The sequence below is a fragment of the Paenibacillus sp. P22 genome, from assembly GCF_000469945.2.
Classification (GTDB): domain Bacteria; phylum Bacillota; class Bacilli; order Paenibacillales; family Paenibacillaceae; genus Paenibacillus_O; species Paenibacillus_O humicus.
Genome location: NZ_CBRA020000010.1, coordinates 1 through 17977 on the forward strand (window position 1 = coordinate 1; position 17977 = coordinate 17977).

The 17977-nt window shown below is 58.8% G+C and carries 23 protein-coding genes and 1 pseudogene; 7 read left to right on the forward strand and 17 right to left on the reverse strand.

Features of this window, described 5'->3' with window-relative positions:
* The first annotated feature begins 160 nt into the window (after positions 1–160).
* From BN871_RS03255 to BN871_RS03270, 5 genes are all read left to right on the forward strand, one after another.
* Entirely contained in the window at positions 161–730 is a 570-nt protein-coding gene (locus BN871_RS03255; RefSeq protein ID WP_053086929.1) for a hypothetical protein, read from the forward strand.
* Between the two features lie 18 nt (positions 731–748).
* Complete coding sequence (locus tag BN871_RS03260; protein ID WP_048744493.1) at positions 749–2368, forward strand: amidohydrolase family protein; 1620 nt, start codon at positions 749–751, stop codon at positions 2366–2368.
* A 130-nt stretch (positions 2369–2498) separates the two neighbouring features.
* Positions 2499–2963 carry a RidA family protein gene (locus tag BN871_RS03265; RefSeq protein WP_048744495.1) on the forward strand — a complete coding sequence of 155 codons (465 nt, stop codon included), beginning with the start codon at positions 2499–2501 and terminating at the stop codon, positions 2961–2963.
* Between the two features lie 221 nt (positions 2964–3184).
* Positions 3185–3358, forward strand: a complete 174-nt coding sequence (locus tag BN871_RS28170) for a hypothetical protein (RefSeq protein ID WP_021881835.1) — start codon at positions 3185–3187, stop codon at positions 3356–3358.
* Positions 3359–3722: 364 nt separating this feature from the next.
* Complete coding sequence (locus tag BN871_RS03270) at positions 3723–4469, forward strand: SDR family NAD(P)-dependent oxidoreductase (protein ID WP_048744496.1); 747 nt, start codon at positions 3723–3725, stop codon at positions 4467–4469.
* 59 nt (positions 4470–4528) lie between these two features.
* On the opposite strand, the gene BN871_RS03275 is transcribed toward BN871_RS03270, so the two are convergent.
* Positions 4529–4999, reverse strand: a complete 471-nt coding sequence (locus tag BN871_RS03275) for a TetR-like C-terminal domain-containing protein (RefSeq protein ID WP_048744498.1) — start codon at positions 4997–4999, stop codon at positions 4529–4531.
* 268 nt (positions 5000–5267) lie between these two features.
* On the opposite strand from BN871_RS03275, the gene BN871_RS03280 reads away from it, so the two are divergent.
* On the forward strand, positions 5268–5603 hold the full coding sequence (locus tag BN871_RS03280) for a hypothetical protein (protein ID WP_157060186.1): 336 nt from the start codon (positions 5268–5270) through the stop codon (positions 5601–5603).
* Between the two features lie 113 nt (positions 5604–5716).
* On the opposite strand, the gene BN871_RS03285 is transcribed toward BN871_RS03280, so the two are convergent.
* The 3 genes from BN871_RS03285 to BN871_RS03295 form a co-directional block, all read right to left on the reverse strand.
* On the reverse strand, positions 5717–7213 hold the full coding sequence (locus BN871_RS03285; protein ID WP_157060187.1) for an SWIM zinc finger family protein: 1497 nt from the start codon (positions 7211–7213) through the stop codon (positions 5717–5719).
* Positions 7207–7389 carry a hypothetical protein gene (locus tag BN871_RS03290; RefSeq protein ID WP_021881083.1) on the reverse strand — a complete coding sequence of 61 codons (183 nt, stop codon included), beginning with the start codon at positions 7387–7389 and terminating at the stop codon, positions 7207–7209. The genes BN871_RS03285 and BN871_RS03290 overlap by 7 nt, the downstream gene beginning before the upstream one ends.
* Positions 7390–7512: 123 nt before the next feature.
* On the reverse strand, positions 7513–8193 hold the full coding sequence (locus tag BN871_RS03295) for a hypothetical protein (protein WP_048744504.1): 681 nt from the start codon (positions 8191–8193) through the stop codon (positions 7513–7515).
* A gap of 255 nt (positions 8194–8448) precedes the next feature.
* Between BN871_RS03295 and BN871_RS26505 the strand changes: the two are divergent.
* Positions 8449–8595: pseudogene (locus BN871_RS26505) on the forward strand (LuxR C-terminal-related transcriptional regulator); the annotation flags it as partial.
* 38 nt (positions 8596–8633) lie between these two features.
* Here the strand turns inward: BN871_RS26505 and BN871_RS03300 are convergent.
* From BN871_RS03300 to BN871_RS26510, 13 genes are all read right to left on the reverse strand, one after another.
* Complete coding sequence (locus tag BN871_RS03300) at positions 8634–10220, reverse strand: recombinase family protein (RefSeq protein WP_021881085.1); 1587 nt, start codon at positions 10218–10220, stop codon at positions 8634–8636.
* A gap of 270 nt (positions 10221–10490) precedes the next feature.
* The gene (locus BN871_RS03310; protein WP_021881086.1) at positions 10491–10970 is read right to left on the reverse strand and encodes an ArpU family phage packaging/lysis transcriptional regulator; all 480 of its coding nucleotides are present in this window, start codon (positions 10968–10970) and stop codon (positions 10491–10493) included.
* A gap of 126 nt (positions 10971–11096) precedes the next feature.
* Entirely contained in the window at positions 11097–11789 is a 693-nt protein-coding gene (locus BN871_RS03315; RefSeq protein ID WP_021881087.1) for a putative metallopeptidase, read from the reverse strand.
* A 140-nt stretch (positions 11790–11929) separates the two neighbouring features.
* Positions 11930–12361 carry a hypothetical protein gene (locus BN871_RS03320; protein ID WP_021881089.1) on the reverse strand — a complete coding sequence of 144 codons (432 nt, stop codon included), beginning with the start codon at positions 12359–12361 and terminating at the stop codon, positions 11930–11932.
* Complete coding sequence (locus BN871_RS28780; protein WP_021881090.1) at positions 12351–12887, reverse strand: ASCH domain-containing protein; 537 nt, start codon at positions 12885–12887, stop codon at positions 12351–12353. The genes BN871_RS03320 and BN871_RS28780 overlap by 11 nt, the downstream gene beginning before the upstream one ends.
* On the reverse strand, positions 12884–13357 hold the full coding sequence (locus BN871_RS03330) for a hypothetical protein (RefSeq protein WP_021881091.1): 474 nt from the start codon (positions 13355–13357) through the stop codon (positions 12884–12886). The genes BN871_RS28780 and BN871_RS03330 overlap by 4 nt, the downstream gene beginning before the upstream one ends.
* A complete protein-coding gene (locus BN871_RS03335; protein ID WP_021881092.1) occupies positions 13350–13532 on the reverse strand; it encodes a hypothetical protein in 183 nt (60 codons plus the stop codon). Before BN871_RS03335 ends, BN871_RS03330 begins: the two co-directional genes overlap by 8 nt.
* On the reverse strand, positions 13525–13659 hold the full coding sequence (locus BN871_RS29560) for a hypothetical protein (protein WP_021881093.1): 135 nt from the start codon (positions 13657–13659) through the stop codon (positions 13525–13527). Before BN871_RS29560 ends, BN871_RS03335 begins: the two co-directional genes overlap by 8 nt.
* A gap of 30 nt (positions 13660–13689) precedes the next feature.
* On the reverse strand, positions 13690–13890 hold the full coding sequence (locus BN871_RS03340) for a hypothetical protein (protein WP_021881094.1): 201 nt from the start codon (positions 13888–13890) through the stop codon (positions 13690–13692).
* 47 nt (positions 13891–13937) lie between these two features.
* Complete coding sequence (locus BN871_RS03345) at positions 13938–15116, reverse strand: site-specific DNA-methyltransferase (protein ID WP_021881095.1); 1179 nt, start codon at positions 15114–15116, stop codon at positions 13938–13940.
* A 37-nt stretch (positions 15117–15153) separates the two neighbouring features.
* Positions 15154–16776: a DNA cytosine methyltransferase gene (locus BN871_RS03350; protein ID WP_048744509.1), complete on the reverse strand. Its 1623-nt coding sequence runs from the start codon at positions 16774–16776 to the stop codon at positions 15154–15156.
* Complete coding sequence (locus BN871_RS03355; protein WP_048744511.1) at positions 16776–17153, reverse strand: hypothetical protein; 378 nt, start codon at positions 17151–17153, stop codon at positions 16776–16778. Before BN871_RS03355 ends, BN871_RS03350 begins: the two co-directional genes overlap by 1 nt.
* A 136-nt stretch (positions 17154–17289) precedes the next feature.
* Complete coding sequence (locus tag BN871_RS26510) at positions 17290–17883, reverse strand: DUF3310 domain-containing protein (RefSeq protein ID WP_232312786.1); 594 nt, start codon at positions 17881–17883, stop codon at positions 17290–17292.
* Positions 17884–17977: the final 94 nt, after the last annotated feature.

Sequence of the window (17977 nt, forward strand, 5' to 3'; positions counted from 1 at the left end):
CGCTGGAGGTCCGTCTCGAGATCGAGACGGGGCTCAGGCGCACGGGGGGTAGCGCCGGAGGCGGCGCTGCCGCTGGCGCGGGAGATCGCGGCGATGCCCGGCCTGGACCTGACGGGCATCTTCACGTACCGCGGCGCGATGCTCGGGCGGGGCGCCGACGATGGACCTGCGGGCGGCCGGCCACGAGGAAGGCCGCATGATGGCTGCCGTCGCACAGGAGCTGCGCCGGGGAGGCGTGCCGATCCGCGACGTGAGCGTCGGCTCGACTCCGACGGCGGTGTATGCCGCCGAGATCGAGGGCGTCACGGAGATCCGGCCCGGAACGTACGTGTTCCACGACCGGATGCAGGCGGCCTTCGGCCTCTGCAAGCTGGACGACTGCGCGGCCGAGGTATGGGTGACGGTCGTCAGCCGGCCGGCGACGGACCGCATCGTCATCGACGGCGGCAGCAAGACGTTCGCGACCGATGTGCAGCCGGGCGGCGCGCCGCTGCAGCTGCAGGGCTTCGGCCATGTCGTCGGCCTGCCGCATGCCGTGTTCGAGCGGATGAACGAGGAGCATGGCATCATCCGGGTACGGCCGGAGGACGACTGCCAGCCGGGCGACCTGCTGCGCGTCATCCCGAACCATATCTGCAGCACGGTGAATCTTCATTCCAGCGTGTACATCAGCGATAAGGACGGCGGGCTGCGGAGAGTTCCGGTCGCCGCGCGCGGCTGCATTCAATAGAAGGGAGCGAAAGGCGACATGCTGGATTTAGTGCTCAAAAACGGACGCATCGTGGACGGGAGCGGCAATCCGTGGTTCCGCGGCGACGTAGGCGTGAAGGATGGAATGATTGCCGCTGTCGGCCGCGTGGACGCGGAGGCGGCGCAGACGATCGATGTTCAGGGACGCGTCATTTCCCCCGGCTTCATCGACGGCCACTGCCATTCGGATCTCATGATCCTCGACCATCCGCTCAGCGAGATCAAGCTCAGCCAGGGCGTCACCGCCGAGGTCGTCGGCAACTGCGGACTCGCTCCGGCGCCGGTATTCCCGGACCGGGAGGAGCTGCTGCGCAGCTACATTTCCCCCGTCATCGGCAGTACCCGGCATGACTGGCAGTGGAATACGGTCGGCGAATACATGGACTATGTCGCCCGATCCGCTCCGGCTGAACATATGGCGACCTACGTCGCCCATGGCGCCCTGCGGATCGCCGTCATGGGCTTCGACAACCGCCCGGCCACTGCCGCGGAGCTGCGCCGGATGAAGGAGCTGCTGGAGGAGGGGCTGCGCGCCGGCGCCATCGGCCTGTCGATCGGCCTGCTCTACTCCCCCGGCAGCTATACGTCCAAGGAAGAGCTTGCGGAGCTGTGCACGGTGCTGCCACGCTACGACGGCCTGCTGAGCACGCATATCCGCGGCGAGGGCAACAATCTGCTGCCTTCGGTGCGCGAGGTCATCTGGATCGCCGGGAAGGCGGGCATTCCGCTCCACATCAGCCATCTCAAGGCGGCCGGAAAAATCAACTGGGGCAAGGTTCTTGAAGCGATGGAGCTCGTCGAGGACGCCCGTGCCAGAGGCATGGACGTGACGGTGGACGTCTACCCTTATTCGGCGGGATCGACATCGCTGACGACGATCCTGCCTCCATGGGTGCTGGAGGGAGGCATTCCGGGAGCGCTGGAAGCGTTCCGCGACCCCGTCCTGCGGCGCCGCATCCGCGAGGAGCTCGGCCGGGAGCAGGACGGCTGGGACAATCTGGTCTGCTCCACCGGCTGGCAGAGCGTGTTCGTCGCCTCGGCCGGCGGCGCCAATGCGACCTTGGAGGGGAAGCATATCGAGGAGATCGCCGCGATGCGCGGCGTCCATCCCGCCGACTGCATGATGGATCTGCTGCTGGAAGAGGACGGCCAGGTGCCGATCGTTTACTTCCACATGTCGGATGACGACGTCCGCCAGGTCATCGCCTATCCCCGCTCCCTGATCGCCTCGGACAGCCTCACCTGCGAGACGGGCAAGCCGCATCCGAGGCTGTATGGAACGTTTCCCCGCGTCTTTGCCAAATACGTGCGCGAGGAGCGGGTGCTGACGCTGGAGGATGCGGTGCGCAAGCTGACCTCGTTCCCGGTGCAGCGCTTCCGTCTCGGCAAGCGGGGCCTGATCGTGCCGGATTATGCCGCCGACCTCGTCGTGTTCAATCCGGATACGATTCAGGATACCGCGACCTTTGCCGATCCCAAGCAGCAGCCGGAGGGCATCTCGCATGTCGTCGTCTCCGGGCGCGTCGCCATGCAGGACGGCGTGCATACCGGAGAGCGCGCCGGAGGCTTCCTCCGCGCAGCCTCATGCGCCTGCGGCAGCGGGCATGGACATCCATGAGACAGCCCTGCCAAACGGACGGCCAAGGTCTCGGAGCCATATGATTCCATTCGAGCATGCCGAACAGCATGCAGTTTTTTGAGACCTCAAGCACTGCCCATTATAGTTCCTGATGAAAGGATCGATGAACATGTCTAAAATCGACCAACGCCTCGCCGAGCTCGGGATCACGCTCCCGGAGCTTCCGGCGCCGAAATTTTCCTACATACCGGTCAATCAGACCGGCAACCTGATCTACACATCCGGCTTCGACTGCCGCATCGACGGCGTTCTCATGCATGAGGGCAAGGTCGGCTCCGACCTGACGATACAGCAAGGCCAGGAGGCCGCCCGCCAGATCGTCATCAACCTGCTTGCGGCGATGAAGGCTTATCTTGGCGACCTTGACCGCGTCGTCAAAATCGTCAAGCTGCTCGGCTTCGTGAACAGCGCTCCTGGCTTCGGCGATCAGCCTTACGTCATGAACGCCGCCTCCGATCTGCTCATCGAGGTGTTCGGCGAGAACGGACGCCATGCCCGCAGCGCCATCGGCACGAGCGACCTGCCGTTCCATACGCCCGTGGAGATCGAGCTGATCGCCGAAATCCGCGAGTAGAGCCTAGTCGGACAGGCCATAAGGCCTGCCTGTCCCGCATATTGGGGATGTCCCATAAGTCATGAAAATGGCTGAGGGGCATCCCTTCGCTTGTTTGAGCGGGCCGGCTCCAATGAAAGCGGGGCAAGCTCGCCTCAAATCATCGACGGGCTGAATAATCCGCTCCCGCACTCGGGGAACCTATAGGGCAATCATTATGATTCCTTAGGAGGCCGACATCTATGTCAGGACGAAACAGCAAGCCGAAAAACTCAGGTCCCGCAGGGCATCCCGGAAGGCTGGATCAGTTCGGAGCCAAGCTGGGCTCCAGCAACGAGGTTGAATTCGCCGAGGCTCTGGGACAAGCATGCCGCACAGGAGAGAAAAACGATAAAGCTGAAAAGGATACCAAATAAATCCACCCAAAAGCGCGCCGCAGTTCATCTGCGCCGCGTTTTTTTCTTCCCTTCCGCTGTGATTCGCTTCAATAATCGTTGCGCTGTTCATTTCCATCAAGGCCGTCTTAAGCGAATCTAGGCTCTCCCTTTCTCCCCGTAATGTTCCTGCGAATCAAAAGTCGATTTCCTGGGAAATGACAGACGGAATGTCGAAGGAAGGCGGCTGCGGAGCAGATCATGAATTTTTTTCCAAACCCAACTTAATATACATATTGATCATTACTTCACATAATGGACGTAATGTCTTATACTTAACCTGCAAGGCTAAAGCGGTTACAAGAGCCGCTGCAGGACCAACCTTTATCCGAGAGGAGATTTTTATATGGCGCGTTTAGAGGGTAAAACAGCCATTGTAACCGGTGCGGCAACCGGCATGGGAGCGGAGGAGGCCCGCCTGTTCGCCCGCGAGGGAGCCCGGGTCGTGATGACGGATGTGAATATCTCCGAGCTGGAGAAGGTCGCTGCCGAGATCAGGACGGCTGGCGGCGAGGCAACAGCGATCAAGCATAATGTAGCTTCCGAGGAAGAGTGGCAGCATGTCGTCGACGAGGCTGTCCGCCTCTACGGCAAGGTGGATATCCTCGTCAACAATGCGGGCATTGCGTCGACGCGCACGATTGCGAGCTTCGACCTGACGGAATGGAACCGCGTCCTGGACATCAACCTGACCGGCTGTGTCCTCGGCATGAAAGCTGTCATTCCGGAGATGCAGAAGGCCGGCTCCGGTTCTATCGTCAACATCTCCTCGATCGGCGGAATCGTCGGCATGGCCGGATCGAGCGCCTACACGGCGGCCAAGGGCGGCCTCCGCACGCTGACCAAAGCAGCGGCGGTCGAGTACGCCAAGCAGAGCATCCGCGTCAACTCCGTCCATCCCGGCATCATCGTCACTCCGATGACGGAGCCTTCCATGAAGGACGCGATGCCGTTCTACCAGACGTTCACACAGCTTCCTTACATGGGCAAGCCGGAGGATGTCGCCTACGGCGTGCTGTTCCTCGCTTCCGACGAAGCCCGCTTCATGACCGGCGCCGAGCTGGTCATCGACGGCGGCTGGACGGCGCTCTAAGCCAGAACAAGCAGCAAGGCTGTTCCAAGATCGCATTGCGTGATCAGGAACAGCCTTTTTTACGTCGGACGGTCTTTTTGTTCCGGCAGCACCTTATAGGGACCGAGTATGGACAGATTCATCAGCTGGGCGGCGATATCCCTTTCCTCGTACGGCATCTGCTTCTCAATCCACCAGATGACGACCTCGAGAATGGCGGCTTCCGCGTATTTGACGGCAACCTCGCGCCTTGCCGTGAGCAGGCTGTCGTCGGGCTGGGCAAAGGCCATGCCGTCCGATACGAAGTCGTGGATGACATTCAGCATTCCCGAAGCAAGCTGGGGCACTCGATTGCGGACCAGCATGGCATAGTAGACGGAATAACGGTCGCTTATATGATGGAACAGCTTCACAAAGCTTGGATGCGGCTCGCCGCGGAGATAATCGAACCCTTCGCCATCGGCCTCGGAGGTCGAGACGGCATCCCGGAGCTCCTGCAGAAGCTCGCCGATATATTCGTCCAGCAAAGCCTGCTTGTCCTCGTAATGCAAATAGAATGTCGCTCGTTTGATCGTCGCCTGATCCGTCGCGAATGGCGGCCCGCAGCCTCCATTCCCCGCCCTGCTCCGGCTCCGCCAGCTGCAGGGCGACGCGGAACGGAAACGTATCCTTGCGCAGCCCGATTCCGATATACCAGTCTTCTTCGGACGGCGACTTGCGCTCCAGCACCTGGCCGGTCGCCCTCTCCAGATCATGCCATGCATTGCGGACGGTTCGGCTGCCCTCGATAAGCTCTTCCACAGCCGCGCTCAGCCATTCATGGACGACCGCCTCCCGATGGGGCTCGACGGCATCTATGGCCGGCTCCCAGCCTTCCCGCAGCCGCCAGCTTCTGCGCAGCTCCGACCAGCCCTGCCAATCCGGCTCGAACGCCCCGTCCAGCAGCGCTTGGCGAATCAGTCCGGCATAACGGGCAAGCCTGAGCAGCTCATCGTCGTACTCGATCGCCAGCAGCCGCACAGGCTGCGGCATGGCCAGGTAATCGCACGCGAGCAGCGGCGCAATGAGCAGGGACCTGCCCGCGCCGGTGCCGGGATCGGCTTCCAGCTGCTCCACTTCGGCTCCATACCAGGAAGGAGCGTGCCAGGCAAATAACAGATCGCGCAGCCTGGCGTCGAACTCGCCGGGCTCGGCAGCATGCAGCTGGATGCCGCTGCCGGTCCAGCGGCCGCTCAGCCTGATCGGCTTGGCCGTAGATAGTCCTCTCATCATTTCAGCAGGCTTCCTTTCCTCAGTTCCTCCTGGAGCGCCCGCATCCGCTGGTATTTCAGCGCGATTCGGGCCATATAGCGTTCCCAGGCTTCTGTATTCCGTTCGGCCTGGTACAGCTTCTCCAGCTTTTTGAGCTGCTTCACAGCCATCCGGTAGCTCTGGCGGTTGCGGATGCCGATCCAGCTCTCCACAGACTGGTGGTAGAGCGGAATCAGCATCGCAGGCGCAAGCTTGGCGACGGAACGGACATCCGCCGGATCGAGCTCGTCTGGCCTCAAGCCCATCGCAAGCTGCAGATCCGCCCATTGCTCGAAGCTGCCCTTATCCAGAAGCTGGTCGGACAGCGCCATATAGGAGAAGGGCAGCTTTTGCACCAAGTATTCCATCCAGATCGGGTTGTCGCTTTGCTCCATGTCCGCGCTCCTGCACAAAAGCAGAAACGGCTGGATCGCCGAGCCGCCCCGCTTGCCGTCCGTCGTCTTGGACAGATAGTCCATCCAGATGGCGAGTCCTCCCCAATCTTTGCTGTCCAGCCGCTTCCTCGCCGTATCGAGCGCCAATCCGGCCGCCGGATCGGATGGTCCCTGCAGCAGCAGATCAACGGCTTGCCGGTCATGGCCGCGGAACGCCTCCAGATGCGCCAGGGCAATGATGGGGAAATAGATCCTGGAATCTCCGTCGGCTCCGCCCCTTTCGTCCTGAGGCCGGCGGACGTCGTTCGCACCCGGCTCCGGAAGGAGCTCATCGGATGCAGCCTGCCTCGCCTTGCTCAGGATGGAGCGGAGCTGATCCGTCTCCCTCTCCATCCAGTCGTCCCTTGCATGAAGCTTCTCCGCCAAGGCATAGTAGAGCCGGTCCCAACGGAACAGCTTGCCGGCCGTATCGGCTCCCCGCTCGCGGAGAAGCCCGGTCAGGAAGTCGAGCCACTCCAGCTGCCTGCCCTTCATCAGGGACGGCTCGAGCTCCCCGGCCAGCGCATAGAAATGATCCACCCATGGCTCCGCCATTCGGGTGAAGCTCATCTCCTGATAATAACGGCTGAAAGCATCCGCTAGCCGCAACGCGCGCTCCGCCTGCTCGAGGACGAACAGGATCGAAGCCATCCAATGAAGCTTCTGCAGCGGCTTCGGCCAGTCCCGGGCCGAGCCTTTGAGCGCCGACAGCACCGGCTGCAGCGGATGGAGAGTATGCTTGCAGCCGTGCCAGGTCTCTCCGTACGATCTGTCCATCCATTCCAGCCACTCCTCCGGACTGGCTTCCTCCCCGGGAGAAGAGGTCTGGCCGGACGGACGGCCGGAGCTCGAAGGCTCCGCATTCGAGCCGATGCGGCTGATCGTCACCGGTCCGCCGCCGGTAAGCCGCTCGAGCGCCCGCTCCGCATCGCCGCCGTTCTCCTGCAGGCCTTTGAAGAATACGGCCGCCATATGCTTGCACCATCCGCTGACCGGACAATCGCAGCTGCAATCGTCATGCCTGGTTCCCAGCATCACCATGTAATCATGCTGCCGCTGACGACGGCAGCCAGCTTGGAGCCGACCATTCGAACCGCGGCGACCTTGCCCCTGCTGGAATAGTCCCAGCCTCGACGGATGGCATCCGGCCGCATATATTTGGAGATCATTGCCTCCATGTCCATGAAGAAGGGATTCACCCTGCTGTCCGTGCCCATTCCCTTCCCCCTCCGCTTCTGTTCGGCATTCTTATCATTATACCAAAAAAAGAACAAAAAAAAGAGCAAGGACGGCTTATGCACATGCCGCAATGCTCTTCTTTTTCTTTTTGGAGCTTCAGCTCAGCCGGCGTTTTTGCGCAAGAAGCACAGAAGCGCCCAGCGCCTTTCCTGGCGCTTTTTGTAGCGCGGCAGCATCCGGTACAGGCGAAGCCCTTCCTCGCAGGCCTCCTTCGCCTGCTCCGAACGGCCGAGCTCGCTCTGCAGCCGGCCCATCCTGTAGTAGCCTTCGCAGGAAGAGGACTGGATGCGGCTGAACGCCTCCAGCTCCCGCAGCGCCTTCTCCTTGTCCGAAGCCGCAAAGTATGCCGCCAGACGCAGATGCGGCTGCCCGTACTTCACTCTCGGGTTCAGCTCCAGCGCCTTGCGGATGCAGGCTTCACCCTCTTGCGGCTGCCCCGTATGCAGCAGGCTCGTGCCGTAATCGTCCCAGAACTCGGCCGACTCCTCCATGACGAGCGTTTCCTTGAGCGGCTCCAGCGTCCTGCGCGCTTCTCCGTACTTGCGGCGGTCCAGGAGCAGCTTGGCGAGCTCCAGGCGGGAGCCGCTGTTGCTCGGATTGGCGTCGATCTCCCTGCGGAGCGCGGCTCTCCGGCTGCGGGCGCGGATCGGCTTCAGCAGGCTCGGCGTCAGGCCGATGAATCGGCGATCCAAAATATACAGGACGGCAAGCAAGACGATCAGGGCAAGGAAGGGATTGCCGAGAAGAGTCCATAACAAGCCGAACAGCAGGAAAATTTTCATGGATAAGGCAGCCCCGTTTCTCCCTAAGAATGCAAGTTGTCCATCAGCCCACATCATAGCATATGCCGGCGGTTTGGAAAATCGGAGGAAGGCGAAAAAGCGCGGCCCGTCTCCTCCTTCCGCAATGTATTCCGGCTGATGCGCCCATTTCCGCAATCAGCCGCACCCTGCAGGGCGGTTGTTCATAAGATAAGTTGACTGTATCCCTTAACCTTGTTGTATCCCACAAAAACCCGAGCAAGGAGGGGTGGCATTTTGAAGGGCACCGATCACAAAAACAAATTTCTGCTGACTCACCGGGAACGCGAAGTATTCGAACTACTGGTCCAGGACAAGACGACAAGGGATATCGCGCAGCTGCTGTTCATCAGCGAAAAGACTGTGAGGAACCATATCTCCAACATCGTATATTTTCAAGTACGCAAAAAAAATCCTGGAGCTCAAAAGCGCCCCAGGAAGCTATGGATATCAACTTCGCCGTCCTTATCGATTTCTATTCGCTGAATCAACTTGCTCAGCGGACCCCTTACCAGCTCAACATCATCCAAATTGGTGATGGACTTCAATGCATTCACACTCTTTCCGACTTCTTTCAAGACCCGTTCCTTATTCTTGAGTTCTTCGGATCGTTTATTAAGCCCCATCAACTTGAGTTCGCTTTCCTTAATCTCCTTCTCGTATTGACTCTTCTCGAATTCATACTGCTCCGTGTCGATCTCGTCGTTCATACTCTGACGCCGAATCTCAAACAGTAGCCGGCGGTTGTTACTGATCTGTTTCTCCAACTTCGTGATGTCCTTCTCGAAATCCTTAGCTTGGATGGTCAGTTGCTTTTCTGCTGCCTTGTCCAATCCTTCAATACCCTCACCTACACGCGAGAGGCGTTCGATGATCTGTTGAATTAAACCGTCTCGTAATTCGTAGTATGGAACCCAACTCGAATTGTCGCATCCGTTGACGCCTTGCCTGCGCCGCTTACTGCACATGAGATATCGATAGTAGGTCATATCTCCGCTTTTACGCTCGCGGCCGCTTGCCATTGTGACCATCGCTGAGCCGCAATGCTTGCAGAATATAAGCTTGGCAAAGACGTTTACATACGATCGTCTTCCTCCGCGGCTGCCGCCGCCTCTGATAAGTCTTATACGCTGAGCTTCGTCAAAGAGTTCCTTTGATACGATCGCCTCATGGGTTTGGAACTCAGTCTTCTCCCATGCCCCCTTATCCCGCTGCACCAGCTTCTTCCGGCGATTCTGAAGATCATTCACATCTTCATAGACCTTGATAGACTCCATCTTTCCGTAAACGAGAAAGCCGGTATAGTTCTCATTTTGCAGGATCCGCTGAACTGACGATAAGCCCCATACCCCGCCTTTGGAGCTTGGAATCCCCAAATCGTTTAAATATACGGTCAGGCTTTTTTCTCCCATGCCTTGGTTGACATACCGATCATACAGGTCACGGACTACCGCGGCCTCTTCAGGTACGACTTCAAGTGTTTTCCTTCCATCGACAACGACCTTCTTATATCCGTATGGAGGAACTGAACCAGTGAAGTTTCCCTTCTTGGCGGACTGCCGGATGCCGCGTTTTGAGGACTTACTCGTATTCTCGGACTGTTGCTGGTTAACCGAGGAGATCATAGTGAAGACCATCTCGTTATCCTCTTTGCCTGAATCATACATATCCTCAATTGATATCACCCGAACACCGAGGGCATTGACGAGAATCCTTTTCAGAGAAATTGCGTCCAGCGTGTCCCGGCTGAAACGGGAGAGAGAGGCAAAATAGATGGTATTGAATTTCCTCTGTTTCGCATCCTCAACCATCTGCTGAACATCTTCCCGTTCAATTATATTGGTCGCTGTGCCTTTGTCCGTATAAACTTGATCGATATCCATGTTGTCCGAAAGAGCACGTTCGCGGATCAGGCCTTCCTGATGCTCTGGGCTGTCTTTTTGGGCATCTTTAAGAGTAGAGACGCGAACATAAGCCCGCGCCTTTGAATTGATATTATTTTTATGCATTAGAACACATCACACCTTCAAGTGGTTACGGATAATTTCTTTAAAGCCTATCTTAAAGGATGCTCCATGCCTTGCCAACACAGAACTTACATTCGGGTTGAGAGCTTGATAGATTGCCTCTACGGGATCTTCGTCGGTGGGGATCCAGTTGTACTTGAGTTGGAGCTTTTTTCTGGGTTTCTTGCCGGACTCGTTTTGTCCCATTCGCATCACCCTGTATATTTTATGAGCGAGGGCTCGGCAAACTTGCCGACCCAGGCTCTTTATGTGTTAATGATTCCTTGTCAGGTCCTTGACCTGGAGCAACCGGAAGTCGTGGAAAATGAATGCGAGGCGGTAGAAAGCGCGGAGCCGGATCTCCATATAGCGGTTTTTTCCCATTGGCATGTCCGTCTGGAAGACGTCGAGATCACGCTTGTACTCATCCTGCATGTATCGGAAGTCAATTAGAGTGCGTTCGGTAACCGGGAGCTTACGAACGCCAGCCCTGACCTTGTCCATGAAGATTCGGCGGCGCTCGGGTTCGTCAACGTTGTACATGGCGATGCTACCCGTCTGGTCGCTCGTCGTACCAGTGTAGCTGCGGGGGATGTCGGAGTAACTGGCGATCGTGCTCGCCTCGCGCTCCTCGAAGGTGATGCTTTTGTAGAAGAGATATTTCTCGAAGACGGCCTCGATGGCAGCCTGCGTCTTCTTACCGTCCAGGTCGTTCAGGTTCGGCAGCGGACCAAGATCGAATTCCTGCTGCACTTCGGCTCACCTCCAGCTAAAAGGGGCCGAAGCCCCTCCCTATTTATCTAAGCAGCCACCATGCCGCCAGCCAAAAACAGAAGCACAACAGGAGTACGGCCAGCGCGCCCCAATTGAGCCTGCGCATCAGAACGGCTCCGGATCATCCACGTCATGCATCGGGTCGTCGGCTGCTGGAGCATCGCTTTCGGCTGCCGCTGCGGCCTGCTCGAGAGTCAGCTGCCGGCTTTCGTCCCACTCCTCGTCGACATCGACGGTTCCGTCCGGATTGATCTTCCCTCGGACTCCATCTCGCGGCAGCTCCGGCGGTTCTCCTTGAGCAGCGACGTCATCGATTGTGAGTTGATCTTGGTTCGTTGCATTCAGCGCCTTGGAGAGATTCTTCACATCGTCCATGACAATGCCGTGACGACGGATGACGTTGTTGAATGCCTCGATGTCCGGCGGGATCGACTTGAGAATCGGCCTGCCGTCAGCTGCTTCCTTTGTATCGCCGTCCTTGTTCGTTGAAACCTCCAACGAGTAAAGCTGGTGATCGAGGATGTAGCGCTTCTGGGCTGGGTTCATCGCGAACCACATATCAGCGTTGAGGATGAGAGCGGCGTCGCGGCCCGTCTCCTGGCGGTAGAGTTCACTGAAGATCGTGAACTTGCCGAACACCGTCTTGCCCTTCGCCTTCCATCCGCCGTGGCGCAGCTTGATGATGATCTCCGAATCCTGCAGGTCCTGGTGATGCTTTTCGATCAGTTCTTGCAGCAGGTCGTATGCCTCCTGCGGTGCGTCGGACAGGTACTTTTCCTTCTTTGGTGCTCGTGCCATCTATGTTTGCTCCTCTCGCGGGTTAGTCCCCGATAAAATGATGATTCATGGGCTCGCCTTGGAACTCGATGCAGGCGTAATCTTGCTCACCTACCGCTTCACTCTCAAATGGACAGCGGCCGGCGTCAAAGTGGGCGCATTCACCGCACGTCTCCATTGTCTGCCTCCGATCTCAGCGCCAGTATGGCCGCTATGGTGATGGCGTGGGGGGCTGATTCAGACTCCTCAGCCACAGAGGCGACGTATCGATTTAGCCCTACGTCCCACTTGTCAAACCTGGCTCCATGGCCGCCAGAGTCAAGGGACTGCAAAATGTAGTCCCACCCCCGCCGCCGCATCTCCTCGATTACCTGTCCGGCGCCTTCCCAGGTGGCGGACGGTTGCCAATCAATCGACTGCCCGCTCGGCTTGCGCACGACGTAGCGGTTCCCGTACCGTACGACTACGCCCTGCGCGTGATCGGTTTGTTGCCGCCGCTGTAAGTCTTCCTGCTCTGTTATGGCTTTGTATCCAAGCGCCCGTGCCAGCTCCGCATCCAACTCCGGCCCCGCAGGCATCGTCCTAATGTCCATTGGGGGCCTCCTCGACTTTTTTGAGGAACTCAGTTGCGAAGCCGCCGAAGTAATCTTCAAGCAGCACGACCTCCGAGCCGCAAAGGTCCCAGGGGTTGGAGCGCACTGTCCATACACGATCCTTGTACTTGCGTTCCTCATAGCATCCTGACATGATTACCTTGTCGCCAGGGCTAAGCGGCCGATCAAGATTAACCCAAATAACTGCCCCTTGCGGATGATCGTATGGCCGCGGCGTCTCGTAAATCACCGGATCTTGCAGCACCCAAGCCCAGGGTGTACGGTACGGAATTGCACCGAGCGGGACAAGATGCTTGTGCTGGTTTGCGACGAGCAGGTCTGGATCATCCTCGCCGTGAATCGGGATACAATCCACCAGATCCACCGTGCCGTAGACCCGACCGCTGCCGCTCTTGATAATGCCAACCCGGCCCCGGATGTGCGTTTGCCTGCTGCGGATTTCCCAGGTCTTCATCCCGCTTAGGATGAGATCAGCCCAATAAGGTTTGATGATGAGTCCCTTCATCCCTCTCCCTCCTTGAGCAGCCCTCTCAGTTGGTCCTCCGCCGCTCTATGTGCCTTTGCCAAGAAGCTTTCTCGCTTCAGCCCCTCACGGACTTCCGACTGGAGCGCCTTCACTTCTTCTTTGGCCTCTCCCAGCTGCTGACGGTACTGGTCTACCTCATCCCGTGCCTTGCGCCTCTCGTCCATCTCCTGCATGTGCAGGTTGTGCTCGTGCTGGACCTGCTGCCGTAGCTGGTCGTTCTCGGCCTGTAGGCGCTTAACTCTCTCCTCTTCCTCTATCCATTTTCTATGATTGTGCTGAGCTAGATTTCTCAAACTTGCTCGGCTCTCATCCAGAATGTCTGTTTCCGGCTGTACCTCGTTGGTCAGACGGTTTCTAACGGATTTGACCTCAGCCTGCGTGAATGCCTGCAACTTTGTCAGCCGCTCTATCTCCGCCGTCATGGGCTTGGGCTGCTGTTCGTTACTCATGGGGGATCGGAACCTCCTTGAGATCAATAAATCCATGTTGTTGGCTGTGTTTACTGCAAGCATTGACCGAGATTAAGCCGTCCTTATTCTTCGGCCCAAACGCCATACCGCGCGTTGTTGCTCTGGCAAAGCATCCGGTATGGTCGCATAATGCCACAGGCTGTTCGTCACTCATGGGCGACCTCCTTGCTCCGGCGATCCAGTTCCCGCCGCGTGGCCCGCGCGTCGCGGAACCATTCCGGGCGTTCCATCGCCATGACCCACATGCGGTACAACACTTCAATTTGATCGACTTTGTTCACTTCCTATCCCTCCTTGGGAAGCCTTAGCCTCTAAACTATCGTTACGACTTCTTCGTTCTCCTCATCAAAAACAGCGACCCAAGGAACTGTCTTCAACTGCTTGCCGCATTTGCATTTGAGCTGCTCGAAATGACCTTCGCCACCCTTGACCCAATCTTTGAAATCATAATCGGCGTATTCAAAATGCATTGGCCCCTTGCAGGCCGGACACGAAAAAGTCAGTACTGGCATCCTTACATCCTCCTTGTATGGGAAGCCTTAGCCTCCCTGTGTTGTGCCTAAAACTGCATTTGCGGCTGCACCGTGGCTGTCCGCCGCCGTGCGATGTCGATGTACTGCTCGCCGAGCTCGATGATAGTGCAATCCCTCTCTTGCTCTAGCGAGACCTTAAGCGTCGTGCCGGAGCCGCCAAAGGGGTCCAGCACCTTCCCGCCGGGCGGCGCCCCGGCGATAATGCACGGCTCGATCAGCTTTTCGGGGAAGGTGGCGAAGTGAGCTTCGGGAAATGGCTGAGTGGCCACCGTCCAGACGCTGCGCTTATTTCGCATGCCGCTGTATTCGACATCCTCGCGATCTGAACGATGCTGCGCTGGTTGGCCGGGTGGTGGAGACTCTTTTACATTGCGAGCAAAAGAGTTCGCCTTGCTCCTACCCTGACGATGAACCGTCCCGTGGGATCCGGACTCCGTATCCCAGCCTGCAGGAACTTTGAAATTGCCTCGCGCTTTCCGCTTGCCGCCGTCCTGATTGTCGAATGTGCTGCCTTCCGTGTAGGAACCGCCACGAAAGCCATTTGCCCATTCGTCCTGGACACCCGGTTCCTTGATCGCTTGGTTGTCGTAGTAATATCGCTCCGATTTGCTCAGCAGGAACATGTACTCATGAGCTTTGGTGGGCCGGTCCCGTACGCTCTCCGGCATCGGGTTTGGTTTGCTCCAGATGTTGTCCATCCGCAGGTACCAGCCGTCAGCCTGGAGCGCGAAGGCGACACGCCAAGGGATACCGATGAGGTCTTTGGGCTTCAGCCCGATTTTGGCCAGATGCTTATGACGATCTACACGGCCCTCTCGCGGCGCAGAGGCGTCAGCAGTCGGCCCGACACATGAATTCGGTCCGGCTGCAGATTCCTTCCGATCTCCGCCGGTACCAAAATAGCTGTCGCCATAATTGAGCCAGAGCGTCCCGTCCGGCCGCAGCAGCCGCCAGACCTCCCGGAAGACAGCGACGCTGTGCGCGATAAACATCTCCGGCGTCGGCTCCAGACCCAGGCAGCCGCGCCAGGCCGGTACCGTTACGGCAGGCAGTCCGGGCATCGGCGTGTAGGCCATCTCCGGCCAGTCGCTCGGCGGGATGCCGTAGTCTCGCAGTCCCCAGTATGGCGGGCTCGTCACGCAGGTATGGAATTGCTCCGGCTCCAATCCCCGCATAACCTCTATGCAATCTCCTTGTAGGATCATGACTTACCTCCTCCCTGTGTTGTGCTGCCCCTGGGGGCTATATACTGAGCTGCAGCTGTCCTTCATCGGCGGTTGCGTATCGCTCGAACGCCAGCACCTTTCCGGAGCCGACGCAGAGCTCAGGGAGGTTGGCGCGGACAAGCGCCGTCGCCAGCGGCGGGCAGACGCTGTTTCCGCATCGAGCGACCTGCGCGGATTTGGGTACTGCCTTGCCGTTCGCGTACTTGTCGATGATGTAGCTGGCCGGGAAGCCCTGCGCCGCGAACAACTCGTGCGGCTCCAGCATCCGCATGCCAATGTCGACGATCTGATAGTCGACTCCCGCGATCGTGACCAGCCCGAACCGGTCCTTGGTCGTTACCGTGTGCAACGGATCCGTCAGCATCTGGCCGTTATCTGCGCTGCCGTAGTACTTGAGGAGAAATGCCCGGACCTCGCCGACGTGCAGGCCGCCGGCCGTGATGGTCGGCATTGGCTCTGTGACCGGCTGGCCGTCCGCACAGGTACCGCGCAGCTTGACGAGATGGCTGCTGACAAGGGCGTGCTTGGCTGCTCCAGCAACGACCGTTCCTAGAGGGCGCTGCAGATCGAGAGCCCGCGGCGCCTGCCCTTCCCGCTCGCCGTATCCGGTCTGAATCAGGGTGGGTGCAATGTCAGCCGTGACGAGCGCGTTATGATCGACAGTTGTCACCGTGCTGAGTGGATCGCTAAGGTCACTCCCTGGTCCGGTATATCCGCCGCCGTAGTGTTTTGCAAGGAAGGCAGCTGCCAGACCAAACTTATTGCCTCCAGCTGTAACCGTGCCGACTGGCTTATCAAGATCCAGTATCCGGCGGCCTTCCGGGTCGCCGTACCCCATCTGGATGAGCACATGCGCGGCGTCCTTGAGTATGAAGGGGTTAGGGTTGTCGATGACAAACCGCTGAATGCCCCGGGCTATCCGGCGCTCCGTATTTTCCGCTAGGGGTTTGGAGCGTCCGAAGATGCTTTTGCACGGGATGGACCAGTCGATGATCTCCGCCGCCGTACGCCAGGGGAGCAGCCGTCCAGACTTAACTGCCTCGCTTTCCGGGTCTCCGTGTGTTGGCTCAGGCCATTCGATCGGGCGGCCGTCACAGCGCGCCGCCAGGAATAGCCGCTTGCGTATCGTCGGCGCGCCGTAGTCGCATGCCCGCAGCTCCCGCCAGTCGACCTTGTAGCCCTGTCGCTTGAGCGCATTCACAAAGCAATTAAAGGTCCTGCCCTTCTGCTTTGGATCCGGGAATCCATCTTTCAGCAACGGCCCCCACGTTTTAAATTCCTCGACGTTCTCGAGCATGATGACCCTCGGTTTAACCGTCGCCGCCCAGCGAACGGCCACCCAAGCGAGCCCGCGGACGTTCTTCTGCACTGGTTTTCCGCCCTTGGCTTTGCTGAAGTGCTTGCAATCCGGACTGAGCCAGACGAGGCCGACCGGCTGCCCGCCGGCGGCTTCTCGCGGATCGACTTCCCACACCGAATCGCAGTAATGGCGCGTCTCCGGATGGTTCGCCTCGTGCATCGCGATTGCGTCCGGGTCGTGGTTGATCGCCACGTCTACACTGCGGCCGATAGCGATTTCGATGCCAGTGCTTGCCCCGCCGCCGCCGGCAAAGTTGTCGATGATGAGTTCCGGCGTCATTAGAGCACCTTGCCGCCGTGCCGGACCGGGCGGGTGGCGTTGTAGGCCATCTTTTCCGCAATGGCCGTCTCCAGGTCGATGCCGTACCGGCCCGCGGCGTCGAAGACCCGAATGACGATGTCGGCCATCTCGGACGGGATGCCGCAAGGCTTGTCGCCGTTCTCGTACCAGACCTCAGTCGGCTGCTTGCCTACGCGGAAGTCCTCCAGCGCCTCGGATGCCTCGCTGTGGATGAGTGCGATGACTTCGCCGAAGCTGCGCTCCTCGGCCCACCAGCCCTTGGCTACGGCGTTTTTGTGCGCAGCGTTCACCAGGTCGTTGATGCGGGCCGGGGCTACTCCCTCCGGCAGTGGTACGGTTTTGATTGGCTTGGTCATATCTATCGCTCCTCAAAATTGGATTGATCCGTAAGTTCTCCAATGCATTTCAGGCAGACGTCCTTTTCGTTCCAGCGTCGCAGCTGCTTAGCGGCTCGGCCGCAGCACTCACAGCGAGCAAGGGTGATGATCTGGGTCATGGCTGCTGCCCCTTCAGATAATCTTCCAGGTACCAGTGAGCTTTCTCTAGGTCCTGGTCTCCGGCTTTGTGGTTCGAGCGCCAGCAGTATTTGATCACATTGCCTTTGATGAATCCCCGGAACTCCTCCGGGGTCAAGGCAGCGCGGATAGCGTCAATGCACTCGATACCGCCGGCGTTGTAATGGTTGGGGTGGTTCACCGGGCCGCCGCGGGTCGGTTCGGTGGAAGGTATCAATGCGGCCGGTTCGACCTGGGCTCGTTTTTGCTCTACTGACTGAGGATCCGGCTGCGCTTGAGGTTCGAGCGCGAGCCTCGGCGGCGGCGTTTGTTCGGTAGCCTTCGGTTCCACCGACGGCGGAGACTCGGACTTAGCGGCCGGTTGCGAGACTGGCGGCGCTGATATCGCTCTGCCCTTAGCCGGAACCACCACCTTTGATTCACGCTTTGTCTCAATGCCCCATTTTTTAAAGTAGACATATTTCAGGTTGTGGAGCGTGATCCCAAGCTTCAGGGCAATTTCCTTGTCATCGAATTTAAGTCCCTTCAGCCGCTGGTACTCGGAAAGGGTGACCTTCGGTTCTTTCGGCACCTGCTGCGCCTCCTTTGGCGGTCGTCCAGCACCGCGTCTTTTTACTTGTGTCCTGCGATCAGGCCGATCCATGGAGGCCAGTTCTTCGGGTGTC

Coding starts and splice junctions, on each gene's coding strand:
- BN871_RS03345 (WP_021881095.1), bottom strand. CDS start 15,116: ATGATCCTACAAGGAGATTGCATAGAGGTTATGCGGGGATTGGAGCCG.
- BN871_RS28780 (WP_021881090.1), bottom strand. CDS start 12,887: ATGAAGGGACTCATCATCAAACCTTATTGGGCTGATCTCATCCTAAGC.
- BN871_RS03300 (WP_021881085.1), bottom strand. CDS start 10,220: ATGCATAAAAATAATATCAATTCAAAGGCGCGGGCTTATGTTCGCGTC.
- BN871_RS03255 (WP_053086929.1), top strand. CDS start 161: ATGGACCTGCGGGCGGCCGGCCACGAGGAAGGCCGCATGATGGCTGCC.
- BN871_RS03335 (WP_021881092.1), bottom strand. CDS start 13,532: ATGAGTGACGAACAGCCTGTGGCATTATGCGACCATACCGGATGCTTT.
- BN871_RS03355 (WP_048744511.1), bottom strand. CDS start 17,153: ATGACCAAGCCAATCAAAACCGTACCACTGCCGGAGGGAGTAGCCCCG.
- BN871_RS03315 (WP_021881087.1), bottom strand. CDS start 11,789: ATGGCACGAGCACCAAAGAAGGAAAAGTACCTGTCCGACGCACCGCAG.
- BN871_RS03295 (WP_048744504.1), bottom strand. CDS start 8,193: ATGAAAATTTTCCTGCTGTTCGGCTTGTTATGGACTCTTCTCGGCAAT.
- BN871_RS03320 (WP_021881089.1), bottom strand. CDS start 12,361: ATGGACATTAGGACGATGCCTGCGGGGCCGGAGTTGGATGCGGAGCTG.
- BN871_RS03270 (WP_048744496.1), top strand. CDS start 3,723: ATGGCGCGTTTAGAGGGTAAAACAGCCATTGTAACCGGTGCGGCAACC.
- BN871_RS03340 (WP_021881094.1), bottom strand. CDS start 13,890: ATGCCAGTACTGACTTTTTCGTGTCCGGCCTGCAAGGGGCCAATGCAT.
- BN871_RS03260 (WP_048744493.1), top strand. CDS start 749: ATGCTGGATTTAGTGCTCAAAAACGGACGCATCGTGGACGGGAGCGGC.
- BN871_RS28170 (WP_021881835.1), top strand. CDS start 3,185: ATGTCAGGACGAAACAGCAAGCCGAAAAACTCAGGTCCCGCAGGGCAT.
- BN871_RS03280 (WP_157060186.1), top strand. CDS start 5,268: ATGGACGACCGCCTCCCGATGGGGCTCGACGGCATCTATGGCCGGCTC.
- BN871_RS03285 (WP_157060187.1), bottom strand. CDS start 7,213: ATGGTGATGCTGGGAACCAGGCATGACGATTGCAGCTGCGATTGTCCG.
- BN871_RS03290 (WP_021881083.1), bottom strand. CDS start 7,389: ATGGGCACGGACAGCAGGGTGAATCCCTTCTTCATGGACATGGAGGCA.
- BN871_RS03330 (WP_021881091.1), bottom strand. CDS start 13,357: ATGAGTAACGAACAGCAGCCCAAGCCCATGACGGCGGAGATAGAGCGG.
- BN871_RS03350 (WP_048744509.1), bottom strand. CDS start 16,776: ATGACGCCGGAACTCATCATCGACAACTTTGCCGGCGGCGGCGGGGCA.
- BN871_RS03265 (WP_048744495.1), top strand. CDS start 2,499: ATGTCTAAAATCGACCAACGCCTCGCCGAGCTCGGGATCACGCTCCCG.